The following is a 20,946-nucleotide window of genomic DNA, read 5'->3' on the forward strand; positions in this document are numbered from 1 at the left end:
TTATGCAAACGACCAAGAATCAGGATGACCTTGTTAGAATTTTTAAGTCGATTTTAAAAGAAGAGCGCTTTGGCTCTCAGAGTGAAATCGTCACCGCCTTGCAAGCTGAAGGCTTTGGTAATATTAACCAATCGAAAGTGTCACGCATGCTCAGCAAGTTCGGCGCAGTGCGGACTCGCAACGCTAAGCAAGAGATGGTGTATTGCTTACCAGCCGAATTAGGCGTACCCACCGCGGGTAGCCCACTGAAGAATTTGGTACTCGACGTCGATCACAACCAAGCTATGATCGTCGTGCGAACTAGCCCAGGTGCCGCGCAGCTGATTGCCCGCTTGTTGGATTCTATCGGTAAACCAGAAGGCATTTTGGGTACGATTGCCGGTGACGACACTATCTTTATTTGCCCATCGAGCATCCAAGATATCGCCGATACCTTAGAAACCATCAAATCTTTATTCAATTACGCAGAATAAAAAAACAGGTCAGTGAGCTGACCTGTTCTATTTTATCTGTACATTTTGAAGTGCAATATAGCGCTGGGTATTTGGCCATTGTCCCGATTACGTTACACATTCCAGCACAATATCTAACTCACAATATCTAACTCACAATATCTAACTCACAATATCTAACTCAACTATAACGATATCAGTAAGCCACACTGATGCGCTGGTTTGGGTGAGCGCCCTTTTCGGCTTCATCTACCATGGCTTTTGCGTAATCGGTTACAGAGATACGGCTTTGACCATTAGCATCGGTAAAGAAGCTGTCGCCACCAAGACGGTACGGGCTTTCACTCTCACCGGGATAAATCTCAGCCGCTGGGCTCACAAAGGTCCAATTGATTGCCGTTTGCGCCGCACGGAATACCTTCAAGGCTTCACCCTGAGCTAACGCCTCATCTTTATATACTGCGGGGAAATCTGGGCTAGAGACCAGCGTCACACCCGGCGCCACTTCTAAACTCCCAGCACCACCGACCCACAATAAACGTGGCACGTTAGCGTTAGGCAGCACATCCAGTAAATGCTGAACCGTACTCGCCACTAGACCATGATTTTGTTGGGCGCGGCCACCAACGGCGGCAATCACGACATCTACGCCAGCAAAGGTATCGGCGACCAATGGCTGCTCTAAATCCACGGCACGTACTACTACGTCAGCCACGGATAACTTGCTTGGGTCACGCACTAACGCTGTCACTTGATGTCCACGACTCTGTGCTTCTTTTAAAATTGCACCACCGATCCAACCCGTTGCACCTAAAATTGCGATTTTCATTTCATTGTCTCACTCAGATGATTTACATTGGAACCAGTTTACTTGCAGTTTTTCACCTAATAAACATCAATAATTGAGCATGATTGTTTCAATATAGGATACTAATGTGGATAAAATTGCCGCAATACGCAGTTTCGTCGAAGTCGCAAACTGTGGCAGCTTTACCAAAGCTGCCGAACATTTAGACCTCAGCCGCCTGCAGGTTTCCCGTCATATTCAAGAAGTGGAGCAGTGGTTGAGTTTACGCTTATTACACCGCACCACGCGCAGCGCCAGCTTGACTTTGCAGGGTGAGGAAGCGCTACAATTTTGCCAGCGGATCTTAAGTGAAGTTGCGGCCATGGAGAGCCGTGCCCACAGCCATAACAGTGAACTGGTAGGCAGTATTCGTATCGCTACGCCTATTGGCCTTGGGCAGCACAGTCTGTTTGATGTCGTCGATCGCTTTATTAAAATTCATCCTAAGGTCAACATTCAACTGGTGATGTCGGACAGTTTTGCGCAATTGGTAGATGAGAGAGTCGACGTGGCGCTACGTTATACCGAGCAGCCCGATGAGAATCTCATAGCTCGGCGTTTGATGACCATAGATGCAGTACTTTGCGCGGCGCCGAGCTATCTTGATAGCGCAACGCCACTCCTCGAACCCATAGATCTGCTGGCCCACAACTGCCTCATACACTCAGCGCAACAAAACTGGCCTTTTCTAAAAGAACTGCAAGCTGAGCACGTCAAAGTTACAGGGAATCTTAGGGCTAACGATATGGGAGTGTTGGTCAGTGCGGCGCTACGTGGACATGGCATAGTGCGTTTACCCTGTGACTTGGCTAACCAATACCTTGCCAGTGGTCAGCTCAAAGAAGTCTTACCCGAATTTACGACACCAGGCCAAACCCTGTGGGCGGTATATTTGTCCCGCAGTTATCAGCAAAATCTAGTGCGCGCCTTTATCGATTTCACCGCCCTGCAATGGCAGCTCGATATCAAAAAATGGGTTCCCGCGCATTAGCATAAAAAAACGCACTTAGGCGTTAGCTTAAGTGCGTCTCGATTGATACTAATTCGGCTTGATTATAGAAAGCTTATTCGTCGAACTGCAGCATAAAATCCAATGCAGGGGCAAAGAAAGATGAACCTGTCATCGCCTTAGTAAAATGCATCAAGTGATCATGATTGCCTGCGCCATCACCAAACATCATGCTATGCAGCATCTTTTCAAAATGTTCTGGCGTGCGGCAGTTAGAGATAAACATTAATCCCTGCTCCTTCAGCGAACCATAGGGCATACTCTGACGCAGGATCTCCATTGACTTACCATCGGCATCTTTAAGATTAACGCGCTTGATATGGCTGGTCAGTGGCTTATCTTCAGATTCATACTCGATATTATCTTGCTTAGTTCGACCGATTATATCCTCTTGTTTTTTAACTGGTAACCTATGCCACTTACTTAAGTTATGGGCATATTTTTGCACATGAATATAGCTGCCACCCTTAAACTCAGGATCCTCATCACCCACAAGTGCCACTTCCTGGCGGTGGCGCCCCTTAGGGTTTTCGGTGCCATCGACAAAACCAGTCAAATCACGGCTATCCATAAATCTAAAGCCACGCTCTTCTTCAACTAACTCCACTAAGTCTTCAAACATTTGGCTGATTTCATTCGCCACTAAATGCAGAATGTCGTAACGATCACTGCGAATATGCACGAATAAATCATATTCAATTGCAGGCGCTTCACGACTGCCCACTTGCATCGCAGGGAAAGGTTTAAGCAGTTCAGGGCGAGCAGTAGGATAGAGGCTATCCCAATAATTAGCACCAATACCAACAAAACCATTGAATGCACTGTCGGAATATTGATCTGTCAGCTCATAAATATACTGCGCAACGTTGGCAAGACAGGGACGTAATTGCGACTCGACATTGTCATTGGCATTAAACATCAAATAGACACTGTGTAAGTTCCCCTCTGCACACACACCCAACTGTTCACGCGGCATATTTTGAATATCCATTTGGTTATCACCCTTTTTCTAAATTCATTTTCGGCAATATTATCCGCAACTTTACCTAAAAATGACATTAACTAACGCACAGTTTGCTCTGATCTGTTTATGATAATGCCAATAGCGGAGCATTATCCCACCCCAGACCCTTAAACATAAAAATTGACGAGACCATTAAAGTCTCGCCAATCAGTTAAATCGAATCCATGACGTCAGGTTCACTCAGTATTGAGCTTACCTTAGCATTTATCTTAGTGTTAATAGCCTGCGGCGTGACCATCCTTGCGACTCTCAGAGGCCGCACGATATACGCCAGTTTCGGCATTAAATCCAATGGCTTGATAGCCACCAAACTCCCCAAGTCCATCACGCAGCACATGGCCTTTCTTAATCAACTCACGACGGGTTTCTACCGGAAAACCTGATTCCAGACTGACGTAGCCACCATCATTCATCACTTCGCCAGTGGGCTCGGTTGACCCCATATGCAAAATTCTGGGGGCATCGCCCGCTTCTTGCAAGTTCATTTTAAAATCAATCAGATTCATTACAATCTGCGCGTGCATTTGTGGTTGAGTCGCGCCGCCCATCACCCCAAAGCTCAGCCAAGGTTTACCGTCTTTGGTCACAAAAGCCGGAATGATGGTATGGAATGGACGCTTGCCCGGTGCGTAGGTATTAAAACGCCCTTCCGTTAAATCAAACATCTGCCCGCGGTCTTGCAGCACAAAGCCGAGATCCGGCGGTGTCATCCCTGAACCCATACCACGGTAATTACTCTGAATGAGTGACACCATGTTGCCATCTTTGTCGGCGGTAGTCAGGTACACAGTATCGCCATGTTGCAACGCTGGATTACCCGCATCGACACTTTTGGCGGCTTTTGTAAGGTCAATCAACTTAGCGCGATCATAGTTATATTTCTGTGAGATAAGCTCGGTAACGGGCACTTTATTAAAGGCCATGTCGGCATAAAACTTAGCTCTGTCAGCAAAGGCGAGTTTCTTTGCTTCGACAAATAAATGGACATATTCAGGACTATTAAAGCCCATGGCAGCCACATTAAAGGGTTCCATGGTTTTTAAGATTTGTAGCGCCGCAATGCCTTGACCATTAGGTGGCAGTTCCCACACATCGTAACCACGGTAGTTCACCGAAACGGGATCTATCCAGTCGCTAGTATGGCTCGCTAAGTCATCATAACTTAAATAACCACCTTGGGATTTCATGTACTTATCGATACTTTTGGCGATATCACCTTTATAGAAAGCATCGCGGCCGCCCTTAGCAATTTTCTCATAGGTGTTAGCAAGCGCGGGATTTTTAAAGATTTCCCCTACGGTAGGCATCTTACCATTAGGCATATAGGTTTCTTTAAAACCGGGGAATTTAGCCAGTTTTTTACCACTGCCATCAAGGTAATAGGCAATCAACTCTGACACAGGGAAACCATCACGGGCGTAATGAATGGCAGGCGCGAGGTTATCGGCCATAGCTAATTTACCAAACTTATTATGCAGCTCGTACCAACCGTCAACAGTACCCGGTACAGAAACTGGCAAAGGTCCAAGCGGCGGTAAATAGTCTAATCCGAGGGATTTAAGCTTTTCTAAACTTAAGGATTTGGGACTGCGCCCCGATGCATTAAGACCATAGAGGCGTTTATCTTTTGCGCTCCAGACGATAGCAAATAAGTCCCCGCCGACACCCGAGCCCGTTGGCTCGACTAACCCTAACATGGCGTTAGCGGCAATCGCTGCATCGACCGCACTGCCGCCCTGTTTGAGTATATCAATAGCGACTTGCGTGGCTAAAGGCTGACTGGTCGCCGCCATCCCTTGGGTTGCATACACTTCTGATCGCGTTGCGAAGGCTTTACCTGTGATCCTATCCATGGCCATCACTCCTGAAGACGATATTGCCGTTGCTACAATAACGAGGGTGCAAATTGAATTTATTGTTTTTATCATAATTCCTCCAAAACCGGAGGATAAAAGTAGCAAGGATGGTCGAAAATATCACCAACCAATACCGCATAGACCCAAGTTTAACGTAAGCAAAAATGTCGTACTTTAGTTGGCTATGCTATATCAGCATTGAATAAATACTCATCGCTTAGATTGGGTCCCCACAGTTTGAATATGCTGAAGATTCAAACAGCACAAGCGAATGCGGCTCAGTCGTTACCCCAACCTTTTGACCAATACTTAGCTGCATCATTTGGCTACGCACCTCCACATAATAAGCATGGGAAGCGGCCTCAATTTTGACCCAATAATGACAAAAGGCGCCTAAGAAACGTCGCTCAGTGATAGTACCAACGCCCTGTTCATCGGCGCTGAGCGTCAATTGCTGTGGTCGCAAGAATACTGTTCCGCTGAACTCGCTCGGCAAATTTAATGGCGTGAGGCTGGTTAAATGACCTATGGGAGTGACAACACTGTGCCCATCAAACACTGCTGCAGGTAAGTAATTACCGCTACCTAAAAAGTCCGCCACATAGCGGCTGTTTGGGGCGGCATATAAAGCTTCGGCACTACCATGCTGCACTATGATGCCTTGATTAAAGATGGCTAAAGTATCTGCAAATACAAAGGCTTCATCCTTGCTATGAGTAACAAACACCGCGCTGACATTACGCTGTTTTAAGATGCTGCGAATTTCCGCCATCATCTCGTAGCGCACTTGGGCATCAATATTGGAAAAAGGCTCATCGAGCAGCAATAACTGCGGCTCATAGGCAAGTGCCCGCGCAATCGAAACTCGCTGCTGCTGACCGCCAGATAATTCATGGGGATAGCGCTGTGCCAACCCTTCAAGTTTGACCAAAGCTAGCATTTCATCCAAACGTGCCTGACGTTCTGCGCCCGACAATCTAGCCACCCCAAAGAGGATATTTTCCGCCACAGTCAAATGAGGGAAAAGCGCATAGTCTTGAAAAATCATGCCGATGCCGCGCTGCTCGCTAGGTACAAACGGGCTATCGCCACTCACTATGCGGCCATTAATCTGGATTTCACCTTGGCTTATGGCCTGTAATCCAGCAACTGCACGCAATAAGGTCGTCTTGCCACAACCGCTTGGGCCTAACAACGCCAGGATTTCCCCTTGGGCGAGCGTTAAACTCAAACCTTTAAGTACTTGCTGGCCCTGATAATCGCTATGAATTTGCTTAAGCTTGAGCGTACTTGTCATCAGCTGTGATGCTCCAATGAACGGTTTAAATAAATAAGCGGCACTAAACCCACCAGTACAATCACAATAGCAGCTAATGCGCCGTGCTCGAGTTTTTCATCGGACGCAAACTGGAATACATAAGTTGCAAGATTCTCAAAGCCGATAGGCCGCAGCAATAACGCAGCGGGCAGTTCCTTCATGCTTTCGATAAACACCAATAAAGCGCCCGCAAATAATCCCTTAGCAAGTAAAGGCAAATGCACCCGCCGCAAAAGTTGCCTAGGAGTTTGCCCCATGGTCAGGCTCACCATGTCTAGCGATGGCGAGATGCGTTTATAACTGCTTTCAACACTGCCAATCGCAATTGCCACGAAACGCACACAAAAAGCAAAAATCAATGCCATCACACTGCCTGTTAGGATAAGACCAGGACCTGCTATGCCGACAAGATCCGCCAGATCGTTAATCGCAAAATCTAGCATAGTTAAAGGCACTAATACCCCAATAGCCAGCACAGTGCCTGGTAAGGCGTAGCCCGTCGAAGCTAACCGTGAGGGCAAAGCATCACTCTGTCTTGGGCTTATCCGGCGAACAAACATAAGCAGTAAAGCGATTAAGCAACAGAGTAAACTGGTGATCAGCGCAAGACTGAGGCTGTTAAGACTCAATTGCAAAAAACTCTTATCCCAGCTTTGTTCAAAGTAACCAATCGCATAGGATAATAAAATCCCGAAAGGTAACAGAAAGGCTAATAGCAATAGCATGCCGCAAAAGCTGAGTGCGACCAAGGTTTGAGTCATCGAGAGTCGATACAAGTCAGTGACTTGTATACGTGATTGTTTTTGGAATAACTGCTGTTTACGACGGGCAAAACGCTCAAATCCAATCAGGCTAAACACTACCAGCAAGATAATCGCCGATAACTTAGCGGCGGCGGTCAAATTGCCATAACCCAACCAAGTGTCGTACACGGCTGTCGTTAAGGTAGGCACTGCAAAATAGTTAACCGTTGCAAAATCAGCGGCCGTCTCCATCGCCACTAAAGCCACCCCAACGGCGAGCGCAGGCCTTGCCATAGGCAAAGATAAACGCCAAAAACTTTGCCACGGTGAACAGCCCATAATGCGCGAAGCATGGGCCAAACTTAAGGATTGCTCCATAAAAGCGGTACGCGCCAAGAGATAAATATAGGGAAACAATACCAGCGACAACATACACGCCGCGCCGCCTAAAGTACGAATATCGGGGAAGAAATAATCCTGCGGTGAGTCCCAGCCAAATATCGAACGAAGACCGCGCTGCACTGGCCCCGCATAATCGAGTAAATCGGTATAGACGTAGGCAACAATATACGCAGGCATAGCGAGGGGCAATAATAGCGCCCATTGCAAATATCGCCTGCCTACAAAGTCACAACGAGCCATCAACCAAGCGCAAGGTAACGCGAGTAATAACGCCCCCAGACTCACCCAGAAAATCAGCAATAAACTATTAATGATATATGTCGGCAGAACCGTTGCCATCAAGTGCCCAAACACGGCTTCGTCAGGCTGAAAAGCTTGAAATATCAACGCAAATAGTGGCAATACCAGCAAGGCGGCCACGGCATAACCAGCAAGCGACCAGCTTCTGGCTAATCCTAAAATCATGTCAATCCTTAAAACGTCACAGCGCCAATCACTGGCGCTGATAACCTAAATCTGCATTTTGTCGCTAGCACTGGAGCTAGAGATCAAACTGCACTTCATCTAATAGCTTAACCGCCGCTTGGTGATATTCTGCCAACTTAAAAATGGGCAATTGATCTGACTTAAACTTACCCCATGAAGCCACTAAAGATGAAGGTGCCACATCGGCTTTCACTGGATATTCCATATTCACATCGGCATAGGCCTTCTGAGCAACATCGGCGGATAAGAACTCCATCAATTTGATCGCATTGGCTTTATTAGGCGCATGGCGAGTTAATACCATGCCAGACACATTCACATGGGCACCGCGGTCAGCTTGGTTCGGGAAGTTGAGCGTCACAGCTTCGGCAATCGCCTTTTGCTCAGGATCCTGCAACATATTGCCGTAATAGTAGCTATTACCAATGGCGATCTCACACACACCTTCTTTTACTGCGGCAATTTGCCCCCTGTCGTTCCCCTGAGGTTTGCGGGCTAAATTAGTTTTCACGCCTTGTAACCAAGTTTTTGCCTCAGCTTCACCGTGATGAGCAATCATAGATGCGACTAACGCTATGTTGTATGGATGTTTACCACTGCGAGTACAAATCTTTCCTTTATATTTGGGATCGGCTAATTCTTCATAGGTCAATTGCTGCTGGCCTAAACGATCCTTGGCTGTATAGAGATTTCGCACCCGCATAGTCAGGGCATACCACTGGCCATCGGGATCGCGATACTGCGCAGGAATATTGCTCTCTAGCAGGGGATTTTTGACTGGAGAGGTTAGATCTTTATCCACTAATTCAACTAAACGTGAAAAATCAGACGTCAGCACAAGATCCGCTGGGGATAAACGGCCTTCACGGACGAGACGCTCGGCAATACCGTCTTTAGCAAATACCAAATTCACACCTATGCCAGTTTCTTCGGTGAAACGCGTCAGGATAGGCTCCACCAAGAAAGCTTGACGATAAGAATAAACGGTTAATTTATCATCTGCATTCGCTGAATGCCCAACCGACATTAACCCAACAATAGCCGCGCAAGTTACCCATTTCATTACCGAATTCTCCCCAAAGTGATGACGTGTTCTGCAAAATTAGAACACTAATGCATTAATGATAATGCTTATCAGTTTCGCAAGAGTAATAGATACGGAACTTGAGAGCAAGCAGCTAATTAACTTTATGTTTTTAATGGCATTAATCTGAAAATTTGAGATTATCTCAAATCAAACTAAACTGAACCTTAATTTGATAAAAATGCTTTCAGGAGGCGTTATGTTAACTGTTTTGCTGCTAGGCGTAGCCGCAATTGCGCTATTTGGCTTATTCAAACTCAATAGTCGTCCCAAAAGACATAAACACTCTTCTCAAGCTGCTGATCCCAGCATTAATAAGACTCACAGTTTTCACAGTTTTCACAGTTTTCACAGTTTTCACAGTGTGAGCATTGTGAATAACGGCAGTTGCTGTGAGCAAATTGAAGCGCTTTCTGGAAAACGATTTTTATCGAAAGATGCGCCCGAAATTCCGATGGAAGAATGCACTAAGGCAAACTGCCAATGCCGCTATCAACACCATGAAGACAGGCGACAGCTAGGCAATGATCGCAGAGTAGAATATGGGGTTACTCGTGAGTTATTCGGCGCTTTTGGTGAACAAAATCGCCGTGATAGGCCAAAAGGAAGACGCGCAACCGACGGTTGAGCATCCTCTGCGGATTATTGGGGACGAGTTTGAATAAATGCAGGTAAATCACGCATTTCACTGAACCAAAGTGCTGTCGCAGGTGCAACCTTACGCCAATCTAGCTCTGGATGTCTAAAATCCACATAATCGAGTAAGCAAATCAAGGCTAATTGCGGTGCTTGAATCGTGGTTTGGGTGATCACAGTTTGAAGCTCAATCTGCATAAGGCCGCGCAGCAGTGCTTGTTCAAAACGTGCAGTCCAAAATACTGACCTCACGCCTTCTTCTTCACGCATTTGCTCTTGGCGTAATTTCACCGCGCTATCGATTAAGCCTTTGACTAAAGAATACTGACACTCCAGCACCCAGTTATTATTTGAGATCCCAAACATCTTACGATCGCCAAGCTCTGCATCTAGGTAACGCATGATCACTTCACTATCAAATAGTGCTACACCATCGTTGGTAATAAGACACGGGATCTGTCCTAACGGGTTAGCATCGAGTAATTCTGCGCTGTTTTCAAAGGGATTAACTAACTGCTCTTCAATATTGTTAATCCCTAGATACTGGATTAAGGCTCTTACACAACGGGCATAGGGCGAAGCTTGAGAACTTAACAACTTCATCAAAAATTTCCTTTTGTTTGCATTAAACGCTATGGCTTTTTAGGGGCAAGAACGGAAACAAGTTTACTCTCGCCTTCTATGTAAAATTGAGATTACCAGTATTTTTCAACGGTAATTTGCCCAGGAGCACGGCGTAAATTCTTCACTAACCCTTTATCGAGTAAAGCGGCTTGCGCACCGTTAATCATACCCGGATTGCCGCAGATCATAACTTGAGAGTCAGCTGCGTTTAAGGTTAATCCTGCCTTTTTTTCGATTTCACCCGAGACTATCCCCTCGGGAATGCGGCACTGTAAAGCATCGGCAAAGGGTTTACGGGTCACACTCAAGACTAATGTAAATTGTTCAGGGTATTTGCGTTCTAAATTACGCAGCTTATCAAGATATGCCAAATCCTGTGCCTCGCGCACGCCATACACAAGCACGACTTTTTCAAAACGCTCCCAAGGTTCATCGGTGTCGAGCATAGACAAAAATGGCCCTACTGCTGTTCCTGTGGCTAAAAACCACAAATGCTTCCCTTGGAGTTCACCCTTAGGAATTTCAGCTAAGGTCATAAAACCAGTCGCGGTTGAGGTAATTTCAATTTCATCGCCTATTGCAAGGTTGTGTAATTGAGGCGATAACAGGCCATCCTCTACCGCAACGGCGAGCACCTCTGCATAGGGTTTATCGGGAGAATTAACTAAGGAGTAGGCTCTAGCCACACGCTTATCATCTTGCATTTGACTTAACTTGATAAACTGACCAGGAATAAATGGAGCTAACTCGGCAGCAATGCGCAATGAGAATAACTTATCACTCCAATCAATACGTTCTATCACTTGTCCCCTAATCCACATAACTTGCCCTCAAGCGAAACGTTAAATAGGCTTCCAGCATAGACTTTTTTCTGCACAACAAAAACCCCTTATATAAGGGGCTTATGACTATAACGCTGAATATAGAACTGAAAATACTGAGGTATTAACTCGGACTCTATGCTGTCTCATCAGTCTTCTTGTTAAAGCTATCTCTAAAGGCTTGCAGCCCCTCTTGCACTAAGCTGTAGGTTTTATCGACACCATCGGCAATATCACCCTGCAATACTTTAAGGCCGGACAGAATATCTTTAGCCTCTTTAAAGCCATTGTCGATGGCACCGCCAATAATCCCCATAAAGCTATCGAGTTGATCACTTAGACTCATACCCGAATTTTGTTGTTGGTGAATGCTAAAAAACTGCGTCGCAAAACTCACGATACGATCTGCAGTCGCTTCTGGAGAAGTATCTACGCCATTATCGTAAGCCGTCTGAATCGCGTTCTCGCCCATAGTGGGCGCTAATTCTTTATTAATCGACTCTATCGCTGCGCGATAAAGCAAGGCCATAGACTGATCGCCTGACTTGATATTCACATCTTGCTGTGCCGATAAAATCGCTTGATTCATCAGCTGCTTGCTCGTTTGCTGCGCAGTTTGCTTCGAGGTTACTTCTGTGGCTTTCGCGTCCTTCGAATCACTCACTTCGGTGCCCTTAGACGCCGTGTTTTCAGCATATTTTTTCTGTGGCAAAGGAGTACTTTGCACTTGAGGGGGTTTATTGATTTCCATGATGACTATCCATTCAATTCGGGTCGACTTAATTATCGACCAAAATTTAACCAGCTTTAGTAATTTTTAGAATTGAAGTACCATCTGACCACAAGGCCATGATAAGGCCCACATAAATTAAGTGGGTTCATTCTTTAATAAGGTGCATAAAGCGCCAACCCACCGCAATGCAGATCATTACTATCGCTGAGCTTAGACATAAGCCAATAGAAAAGGATGTTACACCATGGCAGCAGGCCGCAGTTTGAGTCATTTCCGCTTTCACGAGTTTACACTAATCCTTAAGCACTATTTTAAGCATAATCTGGGTATCAATATAAAACGCTTTAGCCTGCTAACAAGCCTCGTCATATTCACTTGCCTCGGCTTTACTCCCATTAGCCAAGCTCATGCGGAGAGCAGACTAATTATTTTAGTCAGACATGCCGAAAAAGCCGACACGCCAGCCAATAACCCGCAGTTATCACCCAAGGGAGAAATACGCGCAGCATCACTGATCACTGCCTTGAGCCGCACGCCGCTGTCGCAACTTATTGCGACTCAATACCTAAGAACCCAACAAACACTCGCGCCCATCGCCGAGGCTCGCCATTTACCTGTGACGATAGTAGAAGCAGCCAAACCTATCGAAGGACATATTCAACACATTGTCGAACAAGTGCATGCTGTAAAGGGCAATACACTCATCGTTGGGCATTCAAACACTGTCCCACTGATCATTAAAGCCCTTGGCGGACCAGAGATCCAAGCGATCAGCGAAGATGACTATAGCCAGCTGTTTTTACTCTCTCTTAATGATGACCAACCTGCGAGCTTGATCGCCACCCGTTACGGACAAGAATAAGGATAAATAACATGAGTGAACTCAATTGGTTTATGTGGGGACTCGATCTATTTTCAGGGCTGTTTTTGATTGTAATAGGACTCGCTGTACTCGCGGTTATTTACATGTATATCGCAGATAAAATGCAGACCAAACAAGCGGTAAGACATAACTACCCAGTAATTGGTCGCTTTCGGTATCTGTTCGAGAAACAAGGCGAGTTCTTTAGACAATACTTTTTCGCCCAAGACAGAGAAGAACTGCCATTCAACCGTGCAGAACGCAGTTGGGTTTACCGCGCGGCTAAAAATGTCGATAGAACTATCGCCTTTGGTTCAACTCGCCCCTTAGATAATGCTGGTACCATTATGTTTATGAATACCGCCTTCCCAACCCAAGATGAAGAGATCACACCCATTCATCCACTGACAATTGGCACCAATTGCCGCCAACCCTATACGACTCAAGCTATTTGTCATATTTCAGCCATGAGCTTTGGGGCTCTATCGCGCCCAGCAATTACCGCCCTTTCCCACGGTGCAGCGCAGGCGGGTTGCTGGCTTAACACAGGTGAAGGCGGCTTGAGCCCTTATCATCTAAAAGGTGGCTGCGATATCGTCTTTCAAATTGGAACAGCCAAATACGGTGTACGTAATGAGCACGGACATTTAGACGATGAAAAGCTCAAGTCGATAGCCATTCATCCCGAAGTCAAAATGTTTGAAATTAAAATGAGTCAAGGGGCTAAACCGGGTAAAGGTGGCATTTTACCAGGGATCAAAGTCACAGCTGAAATTGCCCATATCCGCGGTATTCCTCAGGGTTATGACTCTATTAGCCCTAATGGTCATATTGAATTCAAATCCGTGAACGATATTTTGGATATGGTTGAACGAGTACGTGAAGTTACCGGTAAACCAACGGGCATTAAGGCCGTACTCGGTGACGTACAGTGGCTCGAAGATTTATGTGATGAAATCGAACGTCGTGGCGAAGACTCTGCCCCCGACTTCTTTACTTTAGACAGTGCCGATGGCGGCACAGGCGCTGCACCACAACCTTTAATGGATTATGTCGGATTACCACTGAAGGAAAGCTTACCAATCCTAGTTAATGTCTTGATCCAACGAGGCTTGCGTAAACGCATCAAAGTCATCGCTTCGGGTAAACTCATAGTGCCATCAAGAGTCGCTTGGGCTTTAGCATTAGGTGCAGACTTCATCGCATCGGCCCGCGGCAATATGTTCGCCCTAGGTTGTATTCAAGCCTTACAGTGCAATAGAGATACCTGCCCAACGGGCATCACAACGCACAATCCCAAGCTACAACAAGGACTCGATCCTAGGGATAAATCGGCTCGTGTTGCTAACTATAATCATAATTTACACCATGACTTAGCCTTAATTGCGCACTCTTGCGGAGTGACAGAACCAAGACAACTCAAACCCTCACATGTCCGAATTGTACTCGATAGCGGTTTATCCATTTCACTCGATAAATACTATGCACATATGGATAAGTAGCCGCGAACCCTCGCGGTTAATGGCGAATACAACTTTCGTTTATATAGGGTTTACATAAGGTATATTTGAATGCGTATCACAAAAGAGGTAAGATCCGTGACGTGAGACATTATTCAAATGTCTTACCCACAATTGAACTTAAGGAAACACTTTGAAATCTAGCTTCGTAAGCCAACTGCCCGCCAGTAAAACTGTAAGCACTAGCTGTAAGAGCTGTAATCGCCTGACCGAGATCGAAGGTGAACTGGTGTGTTTTCGCGAAGGGCAGATCATTCGACTCACTTTGATAGATGAGTCAGTACCTAAATTGAATCTTTTATGTGAAGGTTGGAAAGCGGGGAAGCTGAACGGCGTAGCTTAATTCAGTCATATTTTATCTCTGGAGTCTCTCTAGAGCATCAAGAATAGAGGCTCACCTCTATTCTCGTACGTTCTCACCCAAACTGTACTAAAGCACTAGCGAACACACCTAACGCATACCCATAAAGTCACTTGTCGGCGCGTTCATATCGCGGATCACACCTGCCAGCACCATTTCTGGATTGACTTTAGCCAAGGTAAGTCGCCGAGTGGTAACCAACAGGCCCGCGTTCAACTCAGCATGAATGCGTTGCAATGAATCATAATCAACACCACGTTTTTTCAATGTCGCCATGATGGCATACCAATCAGTGGCGACTTTTTCTTCTTTGCCTTCAATATTAGCTCTCAGTGTAATATTTTCCATGCCAGATCTCTTCCGATTGATGTGTTGGCATTGAGTATAGAGAGCCGAAGCTGAATAAAGACTGAACTGTATTACGCTATTAACTGCTCAGAGGAGTATGTTGTTGCTCATTTTGTATCCGCCATAATTTGGCATAGAGACCATTTGCCAACAGCAAAGTCTGATGATTACCTTGCTCAACTATTTCTCCCTGGCTTAATACGACTATTTGATCGGCATCGACTATGGTCGATAACCTATGAGCCACCACTAGGCTAGTGTGCCCCTTAGCGACTTCCCGCAGTGCCGACAAAATAGCTTGCTCGGAGCGACTATCGAGTGAAGATGTTGCCTCATCAAACACCAGCACGGGCGAGCCCTTCAAAATGGCCCTTGCTATCGCGACCCGCTGTTTTTCTCCGCCAGATAGCTTTAAGCCGCGCTCACCCACCTTTGTGTCCCAACCAAGGGCAAGTGATGCAATAAATTGCTCTAAGTGCGCTAATTTAATAGCATTACGCACTTCTTCATCCGTCGCGCTTGGGCGACCATAACGTATGTTTTCGACTAATGAATCGTTAAACAGCACAGTATCCTGCGGCACGATAGCGATGGCACGCCGCAGCGCATCTTGCGTGAGATGGCGGATATCTTGTCCATCGATTTTAATCGCACCTTGGTCCACATCGTAAAATCGAAATAGCAGTTTAATCAGGGTCGATTTACCTGCGCCACTATCACCTACAACAGCCACCTTTTTACCGGCTTCAACCTTAAAGCTCACGTCCCGCAGAATTTGCCGCTCATCGTAGCTGAAATTAACATTTTCAAATATCAACTCACCCTTAGTGGGTTGAAAATCGAGTGCTTGGGGTAAGTCGACTATCATAGGATGTTTATCGAGCAGGCTAAACATGCGCTCAATATTGGCTAACGCGCCGCGAATTTCGCGATATACAAAACCTAAAAAGTTAAGGGGTAAAAAGAGCTGCATCATAAACGCATTAATCAACACAAAATCACCTAAGGTCATATCGCCATAGGTAACTCGGTAAGCCGCCAGCGCCATCATAGCCGTCATAGCCAAAGCGATAATCACAGCTTGTCCACCATTGAGCGCAAACAAAGATAAACGATTCTTACGCTTAGCTATCTCCCACTGTTCAAGCGCTTGGTCATAGCGCTGCGACTCATACTTTTCATTATTAAAATACTTTACCGTTTCATAGTTCAGCAAGCTGTCGATGGCGCGGGTATTCGATAACGAGTCAGCCTTGGCCGCATCACGTACATACTCAGTACGCCATTCGGTCGCGACCACAGAAAAAATAATATAAGCCAGCACAGCAACAAAAGTGATTGCCGCAAACGCAATGCCGTAGTTATAGAAGAAAATGCCAATCACCATGACAATTTCGAGCAAGGTTGGCACTATGTTGAACACCATAAAACGCATGAGGAAACTCACGCCGCTGGTGCCGCGTTCAATATCACGGGATAGGCCGCCGGTTTTGCGCTCTAGATGAAAATCGAGGTCAAGTCGGTGTAAATGGTCGAATACCGCTAAACCTAAACGGCGGATCGCCCGCTCTGTTACGCGGCCAAACAAGGTATCGCGGATCTCCCCCGTAATCGCCGTTAGTAAACGTACCGCACCATAGGCCAACACTAATCCTACGGGTACACTGAGGGCTTGCGCGGTTTTATCGGCATCTAAGGTGTCGACCAAATGCTTCAGAATAAAAGGCAGAGCCACGCTGGTCAGCTTAGCGATGATGAGGCATGACATCGCCAGCGCAATACGACCTTTGTATTCTAATAAGTAAGGCCAAAGCAGTTTCATGACGTGCCAGTTTAATTTATCGACTGGACCTTCAAAATATAACGTTGGGCGCATAGGACATAACCTTGAATGAGTTATGCCAATTGTAACAGTTCACACCGAACATAAGCTAAGCGAAACTAGCAAAGTCTGAATAAAATCAATCAGATTTTCCTGACAGACAAATAGACTTATTCACGGCATACTCAGCTGCTATTTTGATTGTATTTAAAGTCAAAACATCATACTTACGCATTACACTGGCGTATTCACAATAAATGAATTTATACTGATTTGTGTTCAGGCATGTACCGTTTTACTTAACCTCAGAGCCGTATGTAAGAGGATAAGAGTGCAATGGAAGAAGGCTTGGCACAAAGTTGCTGCTGTTGATTATTTTTGCCGTTTTGCCCAAAATGCCATGGAGGCGGTTATACAAATCAATAGAATTTGTTAACCTCTACGCGCTAGATTTTGCGATTCATACGCCCAAGTTCTAGCGAGAACATTAAGACAAACAAATTAAATTAAGATCAAAGGAAGCTTTATGTTGGATTCCGCTAAAGTTCAATACCCGCCATTACCACTGATCCAAACTTGGGTGTGGATGATGATCGAATCAGGCAATCCAGAGATACAAGATAAAGGTAGAAACAACCTTATTGCCGCCTTTGGTAGCTTAGCCAAAGCAAATGAATACATTGTTGAAATAAGCAATAAATAGATAAAACAAAGGCGCCGGGATAGCGCCTTTGTTTTTACTTAACCCGCAATCGTTAACGGCTAACTCAGGTATAGTTGCGGTTTAAGTTCGCTCGAGCAGATAATTAAACCTGACGGCGTTCGATAATGCTTTGATTCAAAATGGCTAACAGACGCTCGGTATCATCCCAACCAATACACGCATCGGTAATACTCTGCCCATAGCATAACTCTTGATCTTCAATAAGATCTTGACGACCTTCCACTAAATGGCTTTCTACCATAACACCAAAAATAGCAGTATTTCCCGCCGCCACTTGACCAGCTACATCTTCAGCAACCACTAACTGACGTTGATACTCTTTACTACTATTCGCATGGCTAAAGTCGATCATGATGTTGTCGGCAAGCTTTGCTTTTAACAATTGCTGGCTAATCTCAGTGACATGCGGCGCGCTATAATTGGGCTCGCGGCCACCCCGTAAAATAATGTGGCAATCAGGATTGCCCTTAGTCGAAACGATCGCCGAATGGCCCAACTTAGTCACAGATAAAAAATGGTGTGGTGCATTGGCAGCACCTATCGCATCAATAGCAACTTTAATCGTGCCATCTGTACCATTTTTAAAGCCGACCGGACAAGAAAGACCCGAGGCTAACTCTCTGTGTACTTGAGATTCTGTCGTACGGGCGCCAATGGCTCCCCAGCACATTAAATCAGCCATATATTGTGGGGTGATCATGTCAAGAAACTCACCCGCAGTTGGCATACCGCTGTCGTTCAAATCCACTAATAATTTACGGGCGGTGCGTAAACCATCATTGAGTTTAAAGCTGTTATCCATGTAAGGATCGTTAATCAGCCCTTTCCAACCCACTGTGGTTCTTGGTTTTTCAAAATACACTCGCATCACAATTTCGAGTTGATCTTTATAACGTTCACGCAGTGAGACCAAACGCTGTCCATATTCCAACGCAGCTTTGGGATCGTGGATAGAACAAGGCCCAATCACCACTAATAGACGATCATCAGACTTAGCCAGAATATTATGGATACTATTACGCGCATTAAACACAGTCGCAGAGGCTTTTTCGGAAGCAGGAAATCGTTCAAGAATCGCGATAGGTGGAAGTAACTCTTTTACTTCTTTAATGCGAACGTCATCATTTTGGTAATACATAATTTTACTGCTCCAACGCTGGTGTTTTAGGCTATTTCTATCGCTGCGATAAGGGATCTCAACTGCAATACTGAGTTCAATTTATCGAGTCTCAGGCGCCAATGCAACCAAGTTGTCTCCATTTCAAAAAATCAAATATAACTTATTGTTTTAATATATTTTAAAAAAATCAAAATTCAAATATGCCAGCTAACTCACAGCCTTGATGAACAAAATCGAATATGGCGGATAAAAAGGAATAAACATATTTACTGCAAGTGTATTTAGGTGCCCTATGTAAGCAAGCAAAGATGTTTACCCGTAATAAGCATAATTGATGGCCAGCTCTCAATAGAAAAAAGCGGGCAAATGCTAATGCTGTAACATGACTTGTAACTTGCTCTGATAGCGTTGACGCTCTGACTCATCTCGGCTCAAAGCCAAGGCTTTATCCATATTCAGTTTGGCACGCTTTTCGTCCCCCAGCGCCCAGTAGGTTTTAGATAAACCGAAGAAGAACTCATGACGATAATCCGCTTTTGCCAACGCCCTTTGATACCAAGCCAAGGCTTCATCGTATTGATGCTCATCATAGGCTTGCTGCCCCATGTCATAGTAATAATAGGGATTACGTATTCGCGCTAATTCAAGCACTTTATTAATTTCGGCCCATTCATCAAGCCGCCCCTGCTCCCCTAAAATCAAGGCTAAGTTATAAAGGGTTGTCAGATTTTTCGCATCAAACTTGAGTGCATAGCGATAAACCTGTTCGGCCCGCTTTTCATCACCTTTATGCCGGTAAATAATGGCGAGCGTGTTGAGTGAAGGAACAAACTGGCCGACTTTTAAACCCACTTTAATCAAGGCATAGGCCCTGTCTAAATCACCGTTCACCAAAGACTCTGCCGCCATATTGTTGTAAAACATGCTGATTAAGGTCTGCCGATCCACTTGGGTTTTACCGTATCCCCGTAGAGCTCGCTCTGGCATAAAGTCCACTAAAACTGCGGTAGATGACACATAAACTGAATGTGCGTTTTCAGGTGGAAGTAAGCGTAAATTCACATGCCCATTGATTAAATAGAAATCACCTTGCTTATCCCATACCGGTTCTATCGCAATATCTTGATACTCAGCACTCACATTCAATATGTCCGCTAACGCAGAAGTCATGACCACTAAAGACATGCAATTACCCGCCCTTTGGGCATAGGTTTCACGGGCAATTTGGGTCAGATTATCTTTATATCGAAAATCAATGTTAGCGCTATTGGTTTGACTCGCATTGATATAACTAGCTAACCATTCATTGGCTAACATGTTGTTATTGTGTGACAAAGTGTATATCCCATAGCGACGTTTTACGTCTGTCACGACCTCGGGTGGCAGATAAAAAATATCCGCAACAGAAGGAATATCGGCCACAGGGGTAAACAGTGAATCGGCAAGTAACGACTCAAGATCCGACGGATTAGGCTCAATGGTCGTCGAGCTACAAGCAAACAATTGACTGAATACAACGCTCAAGATCGTACTCAAGTATACGGCTCGGAATAGTTTCGACATACGTCCTCCCACACCATTAGCTCCTATTTGAGCTTATTACAAATGGCGAAAAAGACGACATAAAATGGTTACAAAAAAATGATAATCGCGATCGATTGAAAATAATCGCAAATAATTTAACGAATTAACTATTGCGAAGGTCGGTCAACTTCTATATATAACTCACGCTGCTGATAATCATACGGCCGATAGTTATGCTCTCCACAGGTAAAATGTCGATAGGGTTTCATGACCGTAACGCAACCTGAGGGTAAAGCCTGCAGAATTTGGATTTGCTGCTGGCGACGAAGCGACTCCTGCCATTCAAAATCCTTGAGCACTTGATCACGCACGGCAAAGGCATCGACAGGCTCACTTGAGCGATTAACGATCACTTCTCCTGCAAAGGCTGAAACCGATATCCAGCCAGAAATGACGATAAGACTTAGTCGCAAAAATTGACCTATTGTTTTTATATTCAATCTCATAGAACACTCCTTAATTTATGCAAGAAAACAGAATGGCTCAGTAATTAAGCTTATGACCCTGTGCTTAAACTTCAATCACAGTGATTACCCATAAAAAAGCAGAGCCTAGGCTCTGCTTCACTAT

At 45.3% G+C, this 20,946-nt stretch carries 21 protein-coding genes; 7 read left to right on the plus strand and 14 right to left on the minus strand.

Annotated elements, in window-relative coordinates; genetic code table 11:
* Positions 1 to 2: 2 nt before the first annotated feature.
* Positions 3 to 473, plus strand: a complete 471-nt coding sequence (gene argR, locus L5M29_RS10710) for a transcriptional regulator ArgR (RefSeq protein ID WP_006080175.1) — start codon at positions 3 to 5, stop codon at positions 471 to 473.
* Between the two features lie 175 nt (positions 474 to 648).
* Here argR and L5M29_RS10715 read toward each other — a convergent pair whose 3' ends face one another.
* Positions 649 to 1,281, minus strand: coding sequence for an NAD(P)-dependent oxidoreductase (locus L5M29_RS10715; RefSeq protein WP_263167793.1), 633 nt, complete (start codon positions 1,279 to 1,281; stop codon positions 649 to 651).
* 106 nt (positions 1,282 to 1,387) lie between these two features.
* On the opposite strand from L5M29_RS10715, the gene L5M29_RS10720 reads away from it, so the two are divergent.
* Positions 1,388 to 2,290, plus strand: coding sequence for a LysR family transcriptional regulator (locus tag L5M29_RS10720; RefSeq protein ID WP_113939097.1), 903 nt, complete (start codon positions 1,388 to 1,390; stop codon positions 2,288 to 2,290).
* A gap of 73 nt (positions 2,291 to 2,363) precedes the next feature.
* Here the strand turns inward: L5M29_RS10720 and L5M29_RS10725 are convergent, their stop codons facing one another.
* From L5M29_RS10725 to L5M29_RS10745, 5 genes are all read right to left on the minus strand, one after another.
* On the minus strand, positions 2,364 to 3,299 hold the full coding sequence (locus L5M29_RS10725) for a Dyp-type peroxidase (protein WP_173496718.1): 936 nt from the start codon (positions 3,297 to 3,299) through the stop codon (positions 2,364 to 2,366).
* A 248-nt stretch (positions 3,300 to 3,547) separates the two neighbouring features.
* On the minus strand, positions 3,548 to 5,260 hold the full coding sequence (gene ggt / locus L5M29_RS10730; protein WP_263167795.1) for a gamma-glutamyltransferase: 1,713 nt from the start codon (positions 5,258 to 5,260) through the stop codon (positions 3,548 to 3,550).
* Positions 5,261 to 5,405: 145 nt separating this feature from the next.
* Complete coding sequence (locus tag L5M29_RS10735; protein ID WP_263167797.1) at positions 5,406 to 6,485, minus strand: ABC transporter ATP-binding protein; 1,080 nt, start codon at positions 6,483 to 6,485, stop codon at positions 5,406 to 5,408.
* The gene (locus L5M29_RS10740) at positions 6,485 to 8,116 is read right to left on the minus strand and encodes an ABC transporter permease (RefSeq protein ID WP_263167799.1); all 1,632 of its coding nucleotides are present in this window, start codon (positions 8,114 to 8,116) and stop codon (positions 6,485 to 6,487) included. The genes L5M29_RS10735 and L5M29_RS10740 overlap by 1 nt, the downstream gene beginning before the upstream one ends.
* Before the next feature lie 76 nt (positions 8,117 to 8,192).
* On the minus strand, positions 8,193 to 9,200 hold the full coding sequence (locus L5M29_RS10745) for a Fe(3+) ABC transporter substrate-binding protein (RefSeq protein WP_263139687.1): 1,008 nt from the start codon (positions 9,198 to 9,200) through the stop codon (positions 8,193 to 8,195).
* 220 nt (positions 9,201 to 9,420) lie between these two features.
* Between L5M29_RS10745 and L5M29_RS10750 the strand changes: the two genes are divergently transcribed.
* Positions 9,421 to 9,849 (plus strand): hypothetical protein, encoded by a 429-nt coding sequence (locus L5M29_RS10750; protein WP_263167801.1) that lies wholly within the window; start codon positions 9,421 to 9,423, stop codon positions 9,847 to 9,849.
* 14 nt (positions 9,850 to 9,863) lie between these two features.
* Here L5M29_RS10750 and L5M29_RS10755 read toward each other — a convergent pair whose 3' ends face one another.
* The 3 genes from L5M29_RS10755 to L5M29_RS10765 form a co-directional block, all read right to left on the minus strand.
* Entirely contained in the window at positions 9,864 to 10,460 is a 597-nt protein-coding gene (locus L5M29_RS10755) for a glutathione S-transferase N-terminal domain-containing protein (RefSeq protein ID WP_131525196.1), read from the minus strand.
* 92 nt (positions 10,461 to 10,552) lie between these two features.
* Positions 10,553 to 11,302 (minus strand): ferredoxin--NADP reductase, encoded by a 750-nt coding sequence (locus tag L5M29_RS10760; RefSeq protein WP_105250220.1) that lies wholly within the window; start codon positions 11,300 to 11,302, stop codon positions 10,553 to 10,555.
* A gap of 136 nt (positions 11,303 to 11,438) precedes the next feature.
* Positions 11,439 to 12,053, minus strand: coding sequence for a DUF5610 domain-containing protein (locus L5M29_RS10765; protein WP_263163574.1), 615 nt, complete (start codon positions 12,051 to 12,053; stop codon positions 11,439 to 11,441).
* A 226-nt stretch (positions 12,054 to 12,279) separates the two neighbouring features.
* On the opposite strand from L5M29_RS10765, the gene L5M29_RS10770 reads away from it, so the two are divergent.
* The 3 genes from L5M29_RS10770 to L5M29_RS10780 all read left to right on the plus strand — a co-directional run bounded on the left by L5M29_RS10770 (position 12,280) and on the right by L5M29_RS10780 (position 14,760).
* Entirely contained in the window at positions 12,280 to 12,897 is a 618-nt protein-coding gene (locus tag L5M29_RS10770) for a SixA phosphatase family protein (RefSeq protein WP_263167803.1), read from the plus strand.
* Between the two features lie 11 nt (positions 12,898 to 12,908).
* The gene (locus L5M29_RS10775; protein ID WP_105250223.1) at positions 12,909 to 14,399 is read left to right on the plus strand and encodes an FMN-binding glutamate synthase family protein; all 1,491 of its coding nucleotides are present in this window, start codon (positions 12,909 to 12,911) and stop codon (positions 14,397 to 14,399) included.
* 151 nt (positions 14,400 to 14,550) lie between these two features.
* Complete coding sequence (locus L5M29_RS10780; protein ID WP_105250224.1) at positions 14,551 to 14,760, plus strand: hypothetical protein; 210 nt, start codon at positions 14,551 to 14,553, stop codon at positions 14,758 to 14,760.
* A 108-nt stretch (positions 14,761 to 14,868) separates the two neighbouring features.
* On the opposite strand, the gene L5M29_RS10785 is transcribed toward L5M29_RS10780, so the two are convergent.
* Positions 14,869 to 15,126, minus strand: a complete 258-nt coding sequence (locus L5M29_RS10785) for a hypothetical protein (protein WP_105250225.1) — start codon at positions 15,124 to 15,126, stop codon at positions 14,869 to 14,871.
* 79 nt (positions 15,127 to 15,205) lie between these two features.
* Entirely contained in the window at positions 15,206 to 17,002 is a 1,797-nt protein-coding gene (locus L5M29_RS10790; protein ID WP_113939107.1) for an ABCB family ABC transporter ATP-binding protein/permease, read from the minus strand.
* A gap of 472 nt (positions 17,003 to 17,474) precedes the next feature.
* Between L5M29_RS10790 and L5M29_RS10795 the strand changes: the two genes are divergently transcribed.
* Positions 17,475 to 17,651: a hypothetical protein gene (locus L5M29_RS10795; protein ID WP_105250227.1), complete on the plus strand. Its 177-nt coding sequence runs from the start codon at positions 17,475 to 17,477 to the stop codon at positions 17,649 to 17,651.
* Between the two features lie 103 nt (positions 17,652 to 17,754).
* On the opposite strand, the gene aroG is transcribed toward L5M29_RS10795, so the two are convergent.
* The 3 genes from aroG to L5M29_RS10810 all read right to left on the minus strand — a co-directional run bounded on the left by aroG (position 17,755) and on the right by L5M29_RS10810 (position 20,822).
* Complete coding sequence (gene aroG / locus L5M29_RS10800) at positions 17,755 to 18,810, minus strand: 3-deoxy-7-phosphoheptulonate synthase AroG (RefSeq protein ID WP_263167805.1); 1,056 nt, start codon at positions 18,808 to 18,810, stop codon at positions 17,755 to 17,757.
* A 351-nt stretch (positions 18,811 to 19,161) separates the two neighbouring features.
* Entirely contained in the window at positions 19,162 to 20,355 is a 1,194-nt protein-coding gene (locus L5M29_RS10805; protein ID WP_131525190.1) for a tetratricopeptide repeat protein, read from the minus strand.
* Positions 20,356 to 20,483: 128 nt separating this feature from the next.
* Positions 20,484 to 20,822, minus strand: coding sequence for a hypothetical protein (locus L5M29_RS10810; protein WP_131525189.1), 339 nt, complete (start codon positions 20,820 to 20,822; stop codon positions 20,484 to 20,486).
* Positions 20,823 to 20,946 lie beyond the last annotated feature (124 nt).

It is taken from the genome of Shewanella sp. SM95, assembly GCF_025653595.1.
Lineage (GTDB): Bacteria > Pseudomonadota > Gammaproteobacteria > Enterobacterales > Shewanellaceae > Shewanella > Shewanella oncorhynchi.

Coding starts and splice junctions, on each gene's coding strand:
- L5M29_RS10805 (WP_131525190.1), bottom strand. CDS start 20,355: ATGTCGAAACTATTCCGAGCCGTATACTTGAGTACGATCTTGAGCGTT.
- L5M29_RS10725 (WP_173496718.1), bottom strand. CDS start 3,299: ATGGATATTCAAAATATGCCGCGTGAACAGTTGGGTGTGTGTGCAGAG.
- L5M29_RS10715 (WP_263167793.1), bottom strand. CDS start 1,281: ATGAAAATCGCAATTTTAGGTGCAACGGGTTGGATCGGTGGTGCAATT.
- L5M29_RS10785 (WP_105250225.1), bottom strand. CDS start 15,126: ATGGAAAATATTACACTGAGAGCTAATATTGAAGGCAAAGAAGAAAAA.
- argR (WP_006080175.1), top strand. CDS start 3: ATGCAAACGACCAAGAATCAGGATGACCTTGTTAGAATTTTTAAGTCG.
- L5M29_RS10795 (WP_105250227.1), top strand. CDS start 17,475: ATGTTGGATTCCGCTAAAGTTCAATACCCGCCATTACCACTGATCCAA.
- L5M29_RS10755 (WP_131525196.1), bottom strand. CDS start 10,460: ATGAAGTTGTTAAGTTCTCAAGCTTCGCCCTATGCCCGTTGTGTAAGA.
- ggt (WP_263167795.1), bottom strand. CDS start 5,260: ATGATAAAAACAATAAATTCAATTTGCACCCTCGTTATTGTAGCAACG.
- aroG (WP_263167805.1), bottom strand. CDS start 18,810: ATGTATTACCAAAATGATGACGTTCGCATTAAAGAAGTAAAAGAGTTA.
- L5M29_RS10770 (WP_263167803.1), top strand. CDS start 12,280: ATGGCAGCAGGCCGCAGTTTGAGTCATTTCCGCTTTCACGAGTTTACA.
- L5M29_RS10760 (WP_105250220.1), bottom strand. CDS start 11,302: ATGTGGATTAGGGGACAAGTGATAGAACGTATTGATTGGAGTGATAAG.
- L5M29_RS10745 (WP_263139687.1), bottom strand. CDS start 9,200: ATGAAATGGGTAACTTGCGCGGCTATTGTTGGGTTAATGTCGGTTGGG.
- L5M29_RS10740 (WP_263167799.1), bottom strand. CDS start 8,116: ATGATTTTAGGATTAGCCAGAAGCTGGTCGCTTGCTGGTTATGCCGTG.
- L5M29_RS10750 (WP_263167801.1), top strand. CDS start 9,421: ATGTTAACTGTTTTGCTGCTAGGCGTAGCCGCAATTGCGCTATTTGGC.
- L5M29_RS10790 (WP_113939107.1), bottom strand. CDS start 17,002: ATGCGCCCAACGTTATATTTTGAAGGTCCAGTCGATAAATTAAACTGG.
- L5M29_RS10810 (WP_131525189.1), bottom strand. CDS start 20,822: ATGAGATTGAATATAAAAACAATAGGTCAATTTTTGCGACTAAGTCTT.
- L5M29_RS10735 (WP_263167797.1), bottom strand. CDS start 6,485: ATGACAAGTACGCTCAAGCTTAAGCAAATTCATAGCGATTATCAGGGC.
- L5M29_RS10775 (WP_105250223.1), top strand. CDS start 12,909: ATGAGTGAACTCAATTGGTTTATGTGGGGACTCGATCTATTTTCAGGG.
- L5M29_RS10765 (WP_263163574.1), bottom strand. CDS start 12,053: ATGGAAATCAATAAACCCCCTCAAGTGCAAAGTACTCCTTTGCCACAG.